The sequence below is a fragment of the Sphingobium psychrophilum genome, from assembly GCF_012927105.1.
Classification (GTDB): domain Bacteria; phylum Pseudomonadota; class Alphaproteobacteria; order Sphingomonadales; family Sphingomonadaceae; genus Sphingobium; species Sphingobium psychrophilum.
Genome location: NZ_JABBFV010000021.1, coordinates 64,608 through 79,185, shown reverse-complemented (window position 1 = coordinate 79,185; position 14,578 = coordinate 64,608). Strand labels below are relative to the sequence as shown.

14 protein-coding genes and 2 pseudogenes are annotated in these 14,578 nt (G+C 61.2%); 12 read left to right on the top strand and 4 right to left on the bottom strand.

Features of this window, described 5'->3' with window-relative positions; translation table 11 throughout:
- The 9 genes and pseudogenes from HHL08_RS20760 to dmeF all read left to right on the top strand — a co-directional run.
- Window positions 1–568 (top strand): virB8 family protein (locus HHL08_RS20760; protein ID WP_169574870.1); only part of this gene is annotated, 568 nt, incomplete at its 5' end.
- Window positions 565–1,434 (top strand): P-type conjugative transfer protein VirB9, encoded by an 870-nt coding sequence (virB9, locus tag HHL08_RS20755; RefSeq protein ID WP_206378014.1) that lies wholly within the window; start codon window positions 565–567, stop codon window positions 1,432–1,434. The genes HHL08_RS20760 and virB9, both read left to right, overlap by 4 nt.
- Window positions 1,431–2,720: a type IV secretion system protein VirB10 gene (virB10, locus tag HHL08_RS20750; protein WP_235955197.1), complete on the top strand. Its 1,290-nt coding sequence runs from the start codon at window positions 1,431–1,433 to the stop codon at window positions 2,718–2,720. The genes virB9 and virB10 overlap by 4 nt, the downstream gene beginning before the upstream one ends.
- Window positions 2,720–3,715, top strand: a complete 996-nt coding sequence (gene virB11 / locus HHL08_RS20745; RefSeq protein ID WP_066609290.1) for a P-type DNA transfer ATPase VirB11 — start codon at window positions 2,720–2,722, stop codon at window positions 3,713–3,715. Before virB10 ends, virB11 begins: the two co-directional genes overlap by 1 nt.
- Window positions 3,716–3,726: 11 nt before the next feature.
- Window positions 3,727–5,682 (top strand): type IV secretory system conjugative DNA transfer family protein, encoded by a 1,956-nt coding sequence (locus tag HHL08_RS20740; protein WP_066609289.1) that lies wholly within the window; start codon window positions 3,727–3,729, stop codon window positions 5,680–5,682.
- Window positions 5,682–6,074, top strand: a complete 393-nt coding sequence (locus tag HHL08_RS20735) for a hypothetical protein (RefSeq protein WP_148648495.1) — start codon at window positions 5,682–5,684, stop codon at window positions 6,072–6,074. The genes HHL08_RS20740 and HHL08_RS20735 overlap by 1 nt, the downstream gene beginning before the upstream one ends.
- A 2-nt stretch (window positions 6,075–6,076) precedes the next feature.
- Complete coding sequence (locus tag HHL08_RS20730) at window positions 6,077–6,430, top strand: hypothetical protein (RefSeq protein ID WP_148648494.1); 354 nt, start codon at window positions 6,077–6,079, stop codon at window positions 6,428–6,430.
- A 236-nt stretch (window positions 6,431–6,666) separates the two neighbouring features.
- Entirely contained in the window at window positions 6,667–6,939 is a 273-nt protein-coding gene (locus HHL08_RS20725) for a metal/formaldehyde-sensitive transcriptional repressor (protein ID WP_066609287.1), read from the top strand.
- Between the two features lie 8 nt (window positions 6,940–6,947).
- Window positions 6,948–7,879: pseudogene (dmeF, locus tag HHL08_RS20720) on the top strand (CDF family Co(II)/Ni(II) efflux transporter DmeF).
- Window positions 7,880–7,935: 56 nt separating this feature from the next.
- Here the strand turns inward: dmeF and HHL08_RS20715 are convergent.
- Complete coding sequence (locus HHL08_RS20715; protein ID WP_062734594.1) at window positions 7,936–8,418, bottom strand: DUF4142 domain-containing protein; 483 nt, start codon at window positions 8,416–8,418, stop codon at window positions 7,936–7,938.
- 74 nt (window positions 8,419–8,492) lie between these two features.
- The gene (locus tag HHL08_RS20710; protein ID WP_234422446.1) at window positions 8,493–9,296 is read right to left on the bottom strand and encodes a DUF1259 domain-containing protein; all 804 of its coding nucleotides are present in this window, start codon (window positions 9,294–9,296) and stop codon (window positions 8,493–8,495) included.
- Window positions 9,297–9,555: 259 nt separating this feature from the next.
- On the opposite strand from HHL08_RS20710, the gene HHL08_RS20705 reads away from it, so the two are divergent.
- From HHL08_RS20705 to HHL08_RS20695, 3 genes are all read left to right on the top strand, one after another.
- Window positions 9,556–10,527, top strand: a complete 972-nt coding sequence (locus HHL08_RS20705) for a chromate resistance protein ChrB domain-containing protein (protein WP_234422447.1) — start codon at window positions 9,556–9,558, stop codon at window positions 10,525–10,527.
- Window positions 10,524–11,756, top strand: a complete 1,233-nt coding sequence (gene chrA / locus HHL08_RS20700; protein ID WP_174525681.1) for a chromate efflux transporter — start codon at window positions 10,524–10,526, stop codon at window positions 11,754–11,756. The genes HHL08_RS20705 and chrA overlap by 4 nt, the downstream gene beginning before the upstream one ends.
- Before the next feature lie 72 nt (window positions 11,757–11,828).
- Entirely contained in the window at window positions 11,829–12,542 is a 714-nt protein-coding gene (locus tag HHL08_RS20695; RefSeq protein ID WP_082679274.1) for a DUF2490 domain-containing protein, read from the top strand.
- A gap of 413 nt (window positions 12,543–12,955) precedes the next feature.
- On the opposite strand, the gene HHL08_RS20690 is transcribed toward HHL08_RS20695, so the two are convergent.
- Window positions 12,956–13,453 carry a hypothetical protein gene (locus HHL08_RS20690; protein ID WP_169574869.1) on the bottom strand — a complete coding sequence of 166 codons (498 nt, stop codon included), beginning with the start codon at window positions 13,451–13,453 and terminating at the stop codon, window positions 12,956–12,958.
- A 794-nt stretch (window positions 13,454–14,247) separates the two neighbouring features.
- Window positions 14,248–14,532 (bottom strand): annotated as a pseudogene (locus HHL08_RS26315) (relaxase/mobilization nuclease domain-containing protein); the annotation flags it as partial.
- Between the last annotated feature and the right edge of the window lie 46 nt (window positions 14,533–14,578).

Below are 14,578 nucleotides of genomic sequence, written 5' to 3'. Positions count from 1 at the left end.
TGGCGGGGTCATCTTCGGCCTCTCCATGTTGGCATGGCACGTTACGGCACCGCTGCGATCGGTGGAACCCTATGTGATCCGCGTCGATCGCCAGACCGGCGCCATCGACGTGGTGACGCGGCTGACCAATACGCGCAACATCACTGCCGACGAAGCGGTCAACAAATACTTCCTGTCCGATTACGTTCGCAACCGGGAGTCTTGGAACCCCTCATCCTCGCGCGACACAGAGCGTAAGGTGCTGGCGCTGTCGGTGCCGCAAGAGCAGGAGAAGTTTGCAGGCACCCGCCGCGCGACCAACCCCAATGCCCCGGTCAACGTGTACCAGGGCGGCGAACTGGTCGCTGCCGCCGTCCGCAACATCACTTTCATCAACAACCGCGTGGCGCAGGTCCGTTTCGTGAAGTCCGTGGCGAAGCCGGGGAACGTCCCTGACGAACAGGTGCAATGGATTGCCACGATCAACTTCAAGTACGTGGATAAGCCGACAACCGAAGCTGGCAGGCTCGACAACCCGCTGGGCTTCCAAGTGGTCAGCTACCGCGCCGATCCGGAGATTGGCCGATGAACGCGCTTCGCAATGTTCTCATGAGCGGGGCGCTTGTCGCCGCGATCGTCACCAACCCCGCCTTTGCTGAGGAAATTCCTCGCTCGGGCCAGCAAGATACCCGCATCCGATATATCAATTACAACATTGATGAAGTCGTGCGGATCAAAGGCGTTTTCCGTGCTGCATCGCAGATTGTTTTCGGGGACGGGGAGACGATTTCGAGTGTCGCGCTAGGCGATACCGTAAGTTGGGAAGTCGCCCCGGCTGATAATATCCTTTTCATCAAGCCTCGCGAGAAAGCGCCACCGACAAATCTGATCGTCGTAACGCGCAAAGCTGGGGTGGTTCGTACCTATACCTTTGCTCTGTCTGCGCGCAGCGGGGACATAGCAACCGGCACCGATGCCCAATTCGTCGTGCGTTTCCGCTATCCTGAACAGGAAGCGGCGGCTCGCCAGAATGCCGATATGCAGCGGTTGCAGATGCAAATGCTCATGGTCGAAGCTGGCGGGGTCAGGGTCGCGCTGGATGCGGCTGCGGTCCAAGGGAAGCGCAACCTTGACTATTCGATTGCGGGTTCATCGGATCTCGCCCCGTCGGAAGTGACCGACAACGGGCAATTCACGATCCTGCGGTTCCCGCGCAACCAACAGCTCCCCGCCATCTTCACGGTCAGCCCTGACGGATCGGAAGCGGTCGTACCCTATGACGTTCGCGGCGAATTTGTCGTGATTCATCAGGTCGCAAAGCAATTCCGGCTGCGTCGTGGCCTGTCGATCGCGTGCATCTGGAACAATGCCTATGACCGATATGGGCCGGACAATTCATCGGGAACGGCATCGCCCGAAGTGCAACGCAAATTGGACGGGAGCAGCCCCCGATGAGTGAGATTGAAAACAGCGCCGATCATGGCGCGCCTCGCCAGCGTCCGACTTACGACGAGACGGACGTGAATGCGGAAGCGCTCAATGAAGCTAACAGCACAACCCCGGAGGTCGATCGCAAGGCGTTCAATCCTCGCGGACGGTTGCAGTCCATGGGCAAGGGCACAGGCGTAGCCGTGGCCTGCGGCGCCGCGTTCGTCGGGTTCATTGTTTTCTCAATGGCCTCACAAAGCGACAAGGGCCAGCCAAAGCGGGATGATAGCACGTTCCAGCTCGGGGATGACGTGTCGGCCGAGAAATCGGCGCGCCAGGCCGCCTCGGTTGTTGTGGGTCAGACCGATCCTAACAAGCTCGCACAGGTGGGGACTGATCCATTCGGCAACCCGATCATGGCTCCCGGCCAGGATTTGTCCGGTGCGGCGGTCCCTGCGGTGCAGGGTGGTCCCCGCGATCCGGTAGCAGAGCGTTTGGAGAAGGCCGAACAGGCGCGTCTCGCCGCGATCGAGCGCGAGCGAGCGCGTCAGGACGCTATGCGCCGTGCGCCGATCATGGCGGTTTCCCCCGCCGCTGGCGTTCCGGGTATTGGCGGCAACCCCAATGCAGGGCCTTTCAGCAATTTGCGCGTTGGAGGATCTGGCGATGACGAGGCCGGAGCCAAAGCCCCGAATGAACTGGCTCAGAAACTGAACGGGATGGACATAGCCAAAGTGTCAGCCGGTCAGCTTGGCAACCGCAATTTCCTCATCACAGCAGGAATGCAGATTCCGTGCGTCCTCCAAACTGCGATGGATTCGACCCAGCCCGGTTTGACGAGCTGCCTGATCCCACAAGATATTTGGTCGGCTAACGGCAGTGTGATCCTGATGGAGAAGGGAACGCGCGTCCTGGGTGAGTATCAGGGCGGGTTCTCGACCGGGCAAAACCGCATTTTCGTCCTGTGGAACCGGGCCATCACGCCTGCGGGTGTGTCGGTCACGCTGGGTTCGCCTGCGGCCGATCAGCTCGGCCGCGCCGGTATGGGCGGCCAGGTGGAAACCTTCTTCTGGAAGCGCTTCGGCGGCGCGCTGCTGCTGTCGATCGTCGGGGACGCCGGCAACGCTCTCGGCAATAGCGTGTCGGGCGTCGAACAGACGATCGCTGCGCCAAATGCTGCGGCGGGCATCGCAGCGCAGGACTCGCAACGCATCCGTCCACGCCTTCGCGCTCCTCAAGGCAAGGAAATGACAATCATGGTCGCGCGGGACGTGGATTTCAGCAGCGTCTACTCTTCGAGGTTGCGCCGATGATGTTCGATCAAGCCATTCTCACTCATCACCTTGAGCCGCTGCGCGCGTTGCTCGATGCCGACGCGGTTACGGAACTCGTCATCAACAAGCCCGGTGAAGTCGGCATCGAGGGGCGCAAGGGCTGGGAGTGGGTGACGGAAGAGCGACTGTCCGTTCAATGGCTTGAAACACTGTCGAACTCGATGGCGAACTACACAAAGCAAAAGGTCGGGCCGCAAACGCCGATATGCTCCACCAGTTTGCCGACTGGCGAGCGCGTCCAGATTGTCGCACCCCCTGCCTGCGACCTCGGCAATTATTCGATCACGATCCGCAAGCCCTCGGTCAAGACGTTCGGCTTGGGTGAGCTTCATGCCGGCGGCCTGTTCGAGCATACGAAGATAGCTCGGGGCAGGTCCACGGCGGCCGACGCTGAACTGGTGGCGCTCAAGGAAAAGCAGGAATGGGCAGGGTTCCTCGAACTTGCCGTCAAAACCCGCAAGAATATCCTGATCTCCGGCGCAACCGGGTCCGGTAAGACTACGCTTTCCAAGGCGCTGATCCAGCTTATCCCGTCCGAAGAGCGATTGCTGACTATCGAGGATACGCGCGAATTGATCGTGCCGCACCGCAATGCGGTGCACATGATCTATTCCAAGGATGGGCAAGGCCAAGCCCAGGTCGGCGCAAAGCACCTCCTAGAAGCGAGCCTGCGAATGCGGCCAGACCGTATCTTGCTGCAAGAGCTGCGCGACGGGACCGCGTTCTTCTATCTGCGAAACGTCAACAGCGGCCATCCCGGTTCGATCACGACCGTTCACGCTGATTCCGCAGCGCTGGCCTTCGAGCAATTGTCGCTGCTGGTGAAGGAATCGGAAGGCGGTCGCGACCTCGAACGCAAAGACATTCTCGATCTGCTGCACCTGCTCGTTGATGTCGTTGTCCAATGCAAAAAGGTCGATGGCCGCTTTCGCGTCACTGAAATCTATTTCGAGCCGGATTTGACCGGCATGTAGGAGGGTGGCTCATGGAGCGACGGAAACTGATCGGTTACGTACTAATCGGCGCCATCACAGTCCTGACCTTGGGCGGCTTGGTAGCGATCATAGGCTTGGGGCAGTTCAGGACCGATCTGAACATTTTCAAAATGCCCGAATATTTCTGGTTCTACCGCCATAATCCCGCCGTCATGGGATGGCTCGCCAAGGGGACGGGCGGTGTAGCCGCCGCTGGCGCGCTGGTCGCCTTCATGGTGTTCCTCAACCATAAGCAATCCCTTCACGGCGCTGCGCGCTGGGCCAACAGGAACGAGGCTCGCGAGGCGGGCTTGATGGACCCCAATGAAGGGTTGCTGCTCGGGCGCAGCCCAAAAACCTTCTTCCAGTCGCTATTCGGGCGGGGTGGCGATTTCATCCAGTTTAGCGGCACTGAGCATGTCTTGCTGGAAGCTCCGACGCGCGCCGGTAAAGGCGTAGGCGTCGTTATTCCCAATCTGCTGACCTGGGCGGACTCTGTTGTCGTCCTCGATGTGAAGCAGGAGAATTGGGAGAAGTCTGCGGGTTGGCGCAAAAGCCTCGGCCATCAGGTTCTCCTTTTTGATCCGCTCGATCCACAAGGCCGCACAGCGCGCTATAATCCCTTCGCGCATATCAAGCGCACCGATCCGGTAGAAGTCATTGACGAGCTGCAAAAGATCGCAGCGATGCTTTGGCCGCCGCCCGCCAACGGCGAAAGCTTCTGGATGGACAGCGCGCGCACCGCGTTTCTCGGCGTGTCGGCCTATATCGCAGCAACACCGGATCTCCCTTTCACGATGGGGGAGATATACCGCAATTTCAGCGCGGGCGATGCGAAGGAGCGGTTTCCCAAGATCATCAAGGAACGCCAGGCCATGGGCGACCCCCTGTCGGAAGCCTGCATTTCGGCCCTGAACGACTGGATTTCCAGCTCGGCCAATACCTTTACCGGCATTCGGCAATCCGTTTCGGCCAAGATCAATCTTTGGATCAACCCATATGTGGACGCCGCAACGTCGGAATCCGATTTTGACCTGAGAGATTTCCGGACGAAGCCGATTTCGCTCTATCTCGGGGTGTCGCCGGACAACATGGAACGCATGGCGGACGTGTATAATCTGCTGTTCCAGCAACTCATTGACCTGAACGTGCGCGAGCTGCCCGATCCGGAGAAGGGCAGGCACCCCCTCAAGCTGCTGCTCCTTTTGGACGAGTTTGCTCGTCTCGGCCGCGCGAGCGTGATCGCCTCGGGCTTCTCCTACGTCGCCGGCTACGGCATTCGCCTTGTGCCGGTCATTCAGGCACGCGGCCAGCTCCGCGACGTGTACGGGCCTGACGTGACCAGCGAAATCGTCCAGAACTGCGGCGTCGAGTTGGTCTTTACGCCAAAGCACGTCGATGTGGCGAAGGAGGTATCCGAACGCCTCGGCAATTACACATATGAGGCAAAATCCCGATCCAAGCGGGTGTGGGATGCGTTTGAGGGGTCTGTATCGACCTCCGATCAGCGCCGGCCCCTGATGCTGCCGCAAGAGCTGCTGCTACTGTCTCAGGAAGAGGTGATTGTCCTGCGCGCCGGTATCCCTCCGCTCAAGGGCGGGAAGATCCGCTATTATAAAGACAAGTGGATGCTGCAAGCGTCGAAGGTCCCGCCGCCACCCGTTCGGCCGCGGCCTCTCGATCCTTCCATAGCGCGCCGTTCGCTCGCCCTGATCGAACGGGCAGAATCCCCCGAAATGACGGACGAGGAAGCATTGCAGGGCGTCGATTACGGGCGCCTGGTCGGCTTCCCAATTGATGAACTTCCCGATGATGGCGATCCGCATAAAGCGACAGCGTTCTTTGTGGCGCTGGGATTGCGGGCCGATCTCACGGGCATGAACTTCGATCAGGTCGGGTCCGCCGATCCTGCCGAAGAAGAGGGCGACAACGACGCACTATCATTTCTGAAAGGAGCTAAGGGATAATGGCCGACGATAGAACCGAAAGGGCTGCATCATCCGGCAAGCCTGCTGATAGGTTGGATGGGTCACGCGATGCCGCGCGAGAGGACCGCGATCGGCGTGTTGCATCCGATTTCAGGCAAATGTCGCAAGCGGAGCGATTGGACGACAAGCGCCTGAATCCTGCCGCCAAACAGGTAGCCGCAATGGATGCGGCCATTGATAAGAAGTACGGCCAGGCCACGCCAGAGGCGGCGAGGATGAAGGTTGCGGCACGGGAAGCCGTTGCTCAAACGATGGAACGCGGCGGGGAAATTCGGACGCCTCGTGTTCGAGAGGTCGAACAGCGCCGGGACGAAACGCGCGACCAGCACCGCACGGCTGCTGATAAGACCTCAAAAGATCTCGAACGATAGTCATGCGACCGACTGACCATGCCGATTCAGGACCGCTCCGTATCATCAGCGCGGAGACGAAAGGGATCGTGCTGAGCAACGGCAATGAGCAATGGTGCGAGCCATGGACGGCGATTGATGAAGTGACGGTTGGCCGGGTTTCCTTCGGCTTCAAACCCGTAGTGGTCGCGTGTGTCGGCATCGACAGTGAAAGGGTTGTTATGGTCCGTGACACCGATCCAAATTGGCGAAAGATGATGGATCAATTGCACACTGCATTGGGATGCGAGCATGTGGAGGGTTGGTGTAACGACCCCGGCATAAGCGCCAAACCACGGCTCATCTATTTACGCCAAGGCTCGTTTGAAGAACCTTAGCGGCCTCTGTGCATTACTCGGACACTGATTCACGGTAGCCCCGAATTGGTCTGTTCGGCAACCATATAGCGGTCGTGATCGAGCTGGTTTGTCGATCCCCGCAGCCGATATTGTGACGCGGGTTCTGACCTTCGCAAAGCCGCGTGCGTGTGAAGGCCGGATGCCGGTGTGTCACAAGCGACCGATTTTGACACCGCATTGCCTAATCTTTCACATATAGGGTAGGGGGGTAAGCTATGTCTCACTTGCATACTGATGACGCCCTTCTGAAACGCGTCCGGCGCATCGCCGGGCAAGTCACCGCGATCGAGCGAGCGCTGATTTCAGAGAAGGATTGCGCTACCACTCTTCACCTGGTTGCGGCGACGCGAGGCGCGATGAACGGCCTCATGGACGCGATTATTGAATCGCACGTTCGCGAGCATGTCGCCCGGCCTGATCTATCCGACGACGATCGCGCCGCTGGGGCGGAGCAGCTCATCGCCGCGATCCGCCGCTACTCCAAATAGGGACATCTATGGCAACGCTCCCCGCGATCAAGGGCCACACTCACGATCACGTTTTCCTCGGCTCCTCGCATGACGAAAACGCCCGGCGCACGCTCTGGGTGGTTGCACTCACAGCCGGAATGATGGTGGTCGAGATTGTCGCCGGATACCTGACCGGCTCGATGGCGCTACTCGCGGACGGGTTTCATATGGCGACACACGCGGGTGCGCTCGGCGTCACGGCTGCTGCCTACGCCTATGCCAAACGGCACGCCCATAATCTCGCCTATAGCTTCGGCACGGGCAAAGTCGGCGATCTGGCCGGGTTCGCCTCGGCGATGGTGCTCGGGCTGATCGCGCTCGGGATCGCGGTGGAATCCGTCCTGCCCTGTTTCAGCCGATTACGGTCGCCTTCGGCGAAGCAACGATCATCGCCGTCGTCGGCCTGGGCGTGAACATAGCCAGCGCCTTCCTGCTCTCGGGTGGGCATCACCACGGGCACGATCATCATCATGGACACGATCACGGCCATGCTCACGGCACGCATGGTGGCGATAACAACATGCGCTCGGCCTATGTCCACGTCCTCGCCGACGCACTCACCTCCGTCCTTGCCATCGCGGCGCTATTGGCCGGGCGCTATCTTGGCTGGATATGGATGGACCCAGTGATGGGCATCGTCGGCGCGGTTGTGATCGCGCGATGGTCGTGGACACTGATGCGCGACACAGCCTCGGTGCTACTCGACGCGACCGACAATCACGTTGCCGATGAAGTGCGCGAGCTGGTCGAGGCACCGGGGGATGCCCGGATTGCAGACCTTCACGTCTGGCGGGTCGGCCCGGAAGCGCACGCCGCGATCGTCAGTGTCGTATGCGGGCAAGACATAGACGGCGACGCGATCCGCGCCCGCCTGATGCCAGTCCACGAAATAGTGCATCTCACGGTCGAGTGCCGATAGGCAGCGTGCTTCACCAACACCATAACCGACAAATCATGACGCCATCATCGATTACCTCAGGCTTCCGGTAGATCGCGTGCTGCACCGAGGTGCTTCTGGATCACGGGCATGGCCGCTTGAGCCTTTGCCCGTTCAGCAAGATCGCTACCCTGCGCCGCGTAGGCGCCATGAACCTTCAGCGCTTCCTCGTGCGCGGCGATTTGCCCGCGTTTGTAGGCCGCGTTGAACTCAACGCTCGGCGTGTTCTGCAACGTGTCCAGCATCTGAGACAAGGGGGCGTCCAGCGCGCTTCCGGTGTCGGAGCGGCCAACGATCTTCTGGTCTGACTTCACTCGGCTATGATGGTGGACCATCTGTTGCGCGAAGGCTCGCGTAGCCTGGCTCTTCGAGCGGGTCAGCGCGAGCTGACTGGAGTCGACCTCGTACTTGCTCAATGCTTCCACGGCGCTCGAATAGCCCGTGGTTTCCAACGGTGCCGGGTTCGTGCTGATCCCGGCCTGAGCGAGGGACGGCGAGAACGGCATCGCAAAGCTCGCCATGGATAGCGCGCATAGAAATACGCCTGATAACGTCCTCATTGATCTGCTCCTGACTTACTACGGCCTTAAAATGTTCAGCCCGCAGGGCGGACGATGTTGGTCTTGTCCAGCGCGGCGCGAAGCCCGCGTGCCAGCTTACGCGCGTCATCGTTTGCCCAGAAGTGCATGAAGAAGAGCCGCGGCTGATCGTCCAGCATATGGTTGTGGAGTGCGGTCACCTCGATCCCATTTGACCGTAGTGCACGAAGCACCGGATCGACTTCGGCGGCGGTCAGCACGAAATCGCCCGTAATGGCCGCCTTTCCTCCGCCGGTCGGCTGAAAGTTGAGCGCCGTTGCCGTGCCCATTGAGGCGGGTGCAGGCATTCCGCTGTCGCTCAGCTTTTCAGCTCGGGGAAAACCGAACTGGTAGACGCCTCCGTTGGGCTTGCCCTTGCCGCCCATGATCCCGTCGATCGCGGCGGTGTCGAAGTCGAGTTTGGAATCCGCGGCCTTGGCAGGCGCGGTCATCGGTGTCCGACTCTCGGCAAGCGCGGACCGCAGGTTCTTGGCCATCTCTCCCGGATCGCCGTGCCCGCCGACATGCAGGTACATCGTCGCCGGTGAGGAACGGAGCAAATGGTTATGGAGCGCCGTCACCGTGAAGCCACTCGTGAGCAGCTTGCTCATGACAGGGTTCACCTCGTCGTGCGTCAACACGAGATCGCCCATGACCATGGCCTCTTCGCCCATCGGCATGAAGGCGAGCCAGGAGCCGAGCGCCAGCGCGGGCTTGATCGCCACGCCGTCGAGCTGGACGTTCAGATCGGAGCGAGGAAACGCATAACGGCGGACCCCGTCCGGCTGCGTCGTGCCGCCCCGGCCAAGATTTTCGTCCACTGTTGCCCACCTGTTGCTGTTCGCCTGAGCTGGGGCCGTTTGCGGAGCGGTCTGGGCGACTGCCGGTCCAGCGAGCAGGGCGGCAAGCGGTAGCAACAAGTGACGCAATGCTTTTCTCCTTGGATTCGACTGGCGGGCCGCATTCGCGAATGCTCGCGACCCTATGATGTGCACCACGAATTTTCCGGACAACATTTAGCTTGTGGTGTGAAATGATACAAGTGTACGTTAGATTTATTATTGTGATACAGAATGCCGCATGACTGACGATCCACTTATCAAGCCACATGACTGGCTGCTGCTGATCCCGCAGCTACCGGCCAAGCCGGCCTATCTGCGCGTGCGGGTGTGGCGGCGCTTGCAGGCGATCGGTTCTGCTCCGCTGAAGAACGCAGTCCACGCGCTACCCCTGCGTCCCGACACGCGCGCGCTGTTCGAGGAGTTGCGAGCGGAAATCACAAACGGAGGCGGCGAGGCACTGATCCTGGAGGCCCGGCTTGTCGAAGGCATGACCGGTGCGGAACTTCGCGCCATGTTCGACGCGGCCCGCGACGCCGATTATGACGATCTGGCGCGTGAGTTACGCTCGTTGACCGAAGGCGGCGAGGTGGCCCTGGCGGATACCCGGCGGCTTAGAAAGCGTCTGGACGAGATCGCCGCGATCGACTTTTTCGGCGCGCACGGGCGACAGGCTGTCCTGGCCGCCCTCGCCGACGCAGACCGCCGCGTCCATGAACATCCGGACGTAAGCGGGACGGGCGCGCTGGAGCTGACGCCCGCGGAGCTGAAGGGCCGCACCTGGGTCACGCGCCGGCATGTCCATGTCGACCGCATCGCGTCGGCCTGGCTGATCCGCCGGTTCATCGATCCGCAAGCCAGCTTCAAGTTCGTGGACGGCAAAGGCTACGTGCCCGAGCCGGAAGAACTGCGTTTCGACATGGCAGACGCGGAGTTCACGCACGAGGGCGACCGCTGCTCCTTCGAAACACTGGTATATCGAACCGGTCTCGATGCCGACCGGGCGCTGATCGCGCTAGCCGAGATTATCCATGACCTCGACATTGCGGATGGCAAGTTCGGCCGACCGGAAGCGGCCGGAATCGCCGCGTTGGTCAACGGCATTTGCGCGGGAACGGATGATGACGTGGAGCGGATTGCCCAAGGCTCGGGCGCGCTCGATGGTTTCCACGCGCATTTCACCAAACAACGTGGCGGACAGGGGGCTGGATGATGGCACATATCGGTGATTTCGCCCCCACAAGCTCGGTCATCGGAGAAGCTCGGCCACCTGAGCTGAGCTACCCCGCGCTGTTCCTGCGCTTCCTCCGTTTCGGCATGATGGCGTTCGGTGGTCCGGTGGCGCAGATCGCCATGATCAGGCGCGAGCTGGTCGATGAGGAACGCTGGATTCCAAGCGACCGGTTCAACAAGCTCCTGGCCGTGATGCAGGTGCTGCCCGGACCGGAGGCGCATGAGCTGTGCGTCCATCTCGGCATCCGTGCCAAGGGCCGTCTGGGAGGTGTCCTCGCCGGGCTAGGCTTCATGCTGCCGGGACTTGTCCTTATGCTCGCGCTCGCCTGGGCCTATACACGGTTACCGATCCAGGGGACCGTGTTCGGCGCCATCTTCCTTGGCGTCCAAGCGGCGGTCATTGCGGTTATCGTGCGCGCCATCCACCGCATCGGCGAGCACATCCTGCTCGGGCCGTGGCTATGGGCGACCGCCATCGCAGCCGCAGTCGCGTCGCTCGCCGGGGTCAGCTTCTGGATTGTGCTTCTCGCCGCCGGTGCAGTCTATGCGCTCGGTTCGACCGGCCGTTACGCACTCGCCGCGGTCGTGGTGGCGCTCGCGATCGGCGCGGCGACCCTGACCTGGACGGGTGGCACGGCCCTGGCGGGGACGACGACCGGCGTGCGGGAATCCGCTCCTACGATGGCCGCGCTTTTCTGGGCGGGGTTGAAGGGCGGCCTGCTGACGTTCGGTGGAGCGTACACAGCAATCCCGTTCATCCGGCACGACACGGTGGGCCAAGGCTGGATGACCGATGGACAATTCCTAGATGGCCTCGGCCTGTCGGGCATTCTGCCTGCGCCGCTAGTGATCTTTGCGACCTTTGTAGGCTGGATCAGCGGCGGGCTGGCCGGTGCGCTGGCAATGACGGCCGGCATGTTCCTGCCCGCATTCGCCTTTTCGCTCCTGTTCTACGATCGCCTGGAAGCCGTCGTCGAGCACAAACGCCTCCAGCTATTCCTGGCCGGGGTGGCGGCAGGTGTCGTCGGTCTGATCGTGGTGACGGTGATCGATCTTGCCCAGACCACGGCCACGCGAACACCAAACCCGATCGCGAGCTTGCTCATCTTTGGCGTCGCGCTTGCCGTCATGTACCGCTGGAAAAGCAAGCTCGCCACGCCTGTCGTTCTGGCTATCGGGGCCGCGGTCGGAGCGTTCACCCTGACCTGATGGGATAGCGACGCCCCCTGATCTCAAGTCTGAAGCAACGTCTAAACGCATGTCCGGGTTGGAGCAGTGCATATGAAGGGTAGCAGTAAAATGGGTATGCCGAACGTCCGATATATCCCGCTTCTTCTCGCCTGTTTGGCGAGCGCGGTCATCGGTTCTCCCGCCCACGCGCAGGACGACATCCAGGCATGGGGATCAGTGATCGCCACAGGACCGGTTCGCGGCGACCTCTTTCTATGGCTCGAAGCTCAGGGGCGCGCGACCGATGACGTCGGGGGAGGCAGCCAGTTCATTGCACGGACCGCGATCGGCGCGAGGATAGCACCCGACGCTCATGCAATCGCGGGTTACGCCTATATCCGTACCGACCCGGAAGGCGGCCGGATCACGAACGAACACAGGCTTTGGCAGCAGGTGCAATTCGCCGTCGTGCGGAATGGTAACGGGACCCCCCTTCTCATCAGTCGCACGCGGCTCGAACAGCGCATGCTGGAGGGTCGAGATGATACCGGGTGGCGGTTGCGACAGTTTGTCCGGGTGCAGGTGCCGATCGCGCGCCAGGGAACAGTGCAGGCAGTCGCCTTCACCGAAGGATTTTTTAACCTGAACTCGACGAGCTGGGGTGCCCGTGACGGCGTGGACCAGTGGCGTACTTTCGTCGGAGTCGGCGTACCTGTCGCGCCCCGAATGCGATTAGAACCGGGCTACCTGAACCAGCACGTCTTTCGGCGCGGAGAAGATCGCACCAACCACGTGCTGAGCGCGACCCTTTTCGTGGCGCTTTAGCCAAGCAAGCCCGGACGCAGACGAATTGCGGTTCGGGCTGCGGCTCTTATGGGCAATCTCGCCAAGTGTCACAACCGAACGGTTATGACACCGCAACAACGAAGGCTTCTGCATCTTTCGGCTCGAAAGCAGAACCACCATTCATCGCTGTCCGCGAGCGCTTACGCCGATTTGACTTCGATGCTTTGCCGGTGTTCGGCCACGATGCGCGAAACGGTGGGTTCACTGACACCGTAAGGGCAGGCCGGGGTGAAATTACGTTTCCTCAAAGAGCAAAAGGATGATTATGGCGGGCATCAATCTCGCCAGCGATTACGTCTGGTCCGATCGCCTCGATCTCGATGCCAACGGCCTCATGCCACTGCTTATCAAGCCGCTACCGTGAATCTGTGTCCGAGTAATGCACAGGGGCCTTAACCCTGATCTCCGCGATCTGTCTCACGAGGGGGCGTGCCGGCTACGGCGCGCCCCTTTTCTATGGCCTCAAGATCGCCATGCTTCTCGCGCGCTACGCGCTCGATCTGCCTGTTGCGGACGCGCTCGATCATGGACAGGTGCGTTTGCCGCTCAAGGTCGCGGAAGCCTGCTGCAAGGCGGGTCGGGTCGATCTGATCCAATCGCGCCAGGTGCTCATCCATCGCCGCCTTGCCCATGATCGGGGGACCATCAAGCGGGTAGTTGTCGAGGAAACGCGCGAAGGCGCGATCCTCAAGAACATCAACGGGAAGCGACGCCTCAGTCCCCGTTGCGAGGTAGGTCAATCCCACTGCAACGCCGATAGCGGCCAAGCTCGACGCCTGCTCATCCAGCTTCGCGGATAGCGCCTGTTGGTTCTCCATGACCGCCTGCACACCTTCGGCCAGCGTCCCGATCTGCTCCAGCAAAGCGCCCAAGAGTTCGTCGTCATTCACCGGCCCGGCCCTTCCCTATCGGGATCGCGAGTGCGGTCCTGGCTGCGATCTCGATCCTTATCCTGCGCGCGATCCTTGATGGTTTTATCCATCTTGCGCTGCATAGCCTGTAGCCGCTCACGGGCGCTAGCAAGCGCACGTTCGGGTGCGGCATTGGGAGGTACGCTGTCGTTCTTCAGCTCGGCCGACTTGGCACGAATACGGTCGAATACGGTCGGCTCCCCCTCCCCTGCCCCGGCTTTGTTGTCGCTCCCTTTCAGCTCGGCAGAAACAGATTTGATCCTCCCGGTTGCCCGCTCAATCCTGTCCAGGGCGGCGGTTCGCTGTTCAGCGTCACGCTGCTGGACGCGAGCCTTAAGCCGCTCAAGCTCGCGATCGGGCGCGAAGTCCTTAGGCAGCGCATTGCCGGTACGCAGGCGCTCGATGATCTCCGCGCGCGCGTTGGCGGGCGCCGGCATAGCCTCCACAAATGCGCGAAGCGCCTTTGCTCGATCTGCCTCGGCAGAACCGCCATGAGCCTCCAATTCTGCCGCCGCACGCACATAGATTTCGCGTACCGAAACATGGTTCGCGACGGTCTTGCTCCGCTCCCTCTCGCGCTCACCAAGGCGCTGCGCGGCATCGGGCGCCTGTCCACCGATGACGGCCAATCTCCCCTTATCCGCGACTGGCTCCGCGCCACGTTCACGCATCTTTAGAACGGGCGTGGGGTCTTGCTTGGGAGGGTAGCCGCGAGCCATCCTCTTGGTGGCGTCGGCTTCAACACCACGATCCCGAAGGTTCTCCGCAAAGCGTTCACGGCACTGTTGCAGGAACTCGCGGTTAGGGTTGAACCGGCGTCCGTCATTATCACGGCCAGCTATGATAAGGTGGACATGAGGATGCGCCTCGTCCGTATGGAGGGCCATCACCCAGCGACGATTTGAAAGGTCGGTTTCCGCAAAATCGCGCACCGCCTCACGGACCTTTTCGGGGTCAGTGCCGGGAGGCATAGAGAACACCATGGCGATAGCTGTTGCACCATTGCGGCGCGCTTCGTCCGCCGTTTCCCACTGTTGCCATTCACGCGCCAGGACCATCATATCCTGAGCGCTCATCAGCTCCTTGCCCTCGCTGGTTTCGATC

Excerpts from the sequence above, each read along its gene's own strand:
- HHL08_RS20730 (WP_148648494.1), top strand. The coding sequence starts at position 6,077 with ATGCGACCGACTGACCATGCCGATTCAGGACCGCTCCGTATCATCAGC.
- virB11 (WP_066609290.1), top strand. The coding sequence starts at position 2,720 with ATGTTCGATCAAGCCATTCTCACTCATCACCTTGAGCCGCTGCGCGCG.
- virB10 (WP_235955197.1), top strand. The coding sequence starts at position 1,431 with ATGAGTGAGATTGAAAACAGCGCCGATCATGGCGCGCCTCGCCAGCGT.
- virB9 (WP_206378014.1), top strand. The coding sequence starts at position 565 with ATGAACGCGCTTCGCAATGTTCTCATGAGCGGGGCGCTTGTCGCCGCG.
- HHL08_RS20715 (WP_062734594.1), bottom strand. The coding sequence starts at position 8,418 with ATGGCGAGCTTTGCGATGCCGTTCTCGCCGTCCCTCGCTCAGGCCGGG.
- HHL08_RS20740 (WP_066609289.1), top strand. The coding sequence starts at position 3,727 with ATGGAGCGACGGAAACTGATCGGTTACGTACTAATCGGCGCCATCACA.
- HHL08_RS20705 (WP_234422447.1), top strand. The coding sequence starts at position 9,556 with ATGACTGACGATCCACTTATCAAGCCACATGACTGGCTGCTGCTGATC.
- HHL08_RS20735 (WP_148648495.1), top strand. The coding sequence starts at position 5,682 with ATGGCCGACGATAGAACCGAAAGGGCTGCATCATCCGGCAAGCCTGCT.
- HHL08_RS20695 (WP_082679274.1), top strand. The coding sequence starts at position 11,829 with ATGAAGGGTAGCAGTAAAATGGGTATGCCGAACGTCCGATATATCCCG.
- chrA (WP_174525681.1), top strand. The coding sequence starts at position 10,524 with ATGATGGCACATATCGGTGATTTCGCCCCCACAAGCTCGGTCATCGGA.
- HHL08_RS20725 (WP_066609287.1), top strand. The coding sequence starts at position 6,667 with ATGTCTCACTTGCATACTGATGACGCCCTTCTGAAACGCGTCCGGCGC.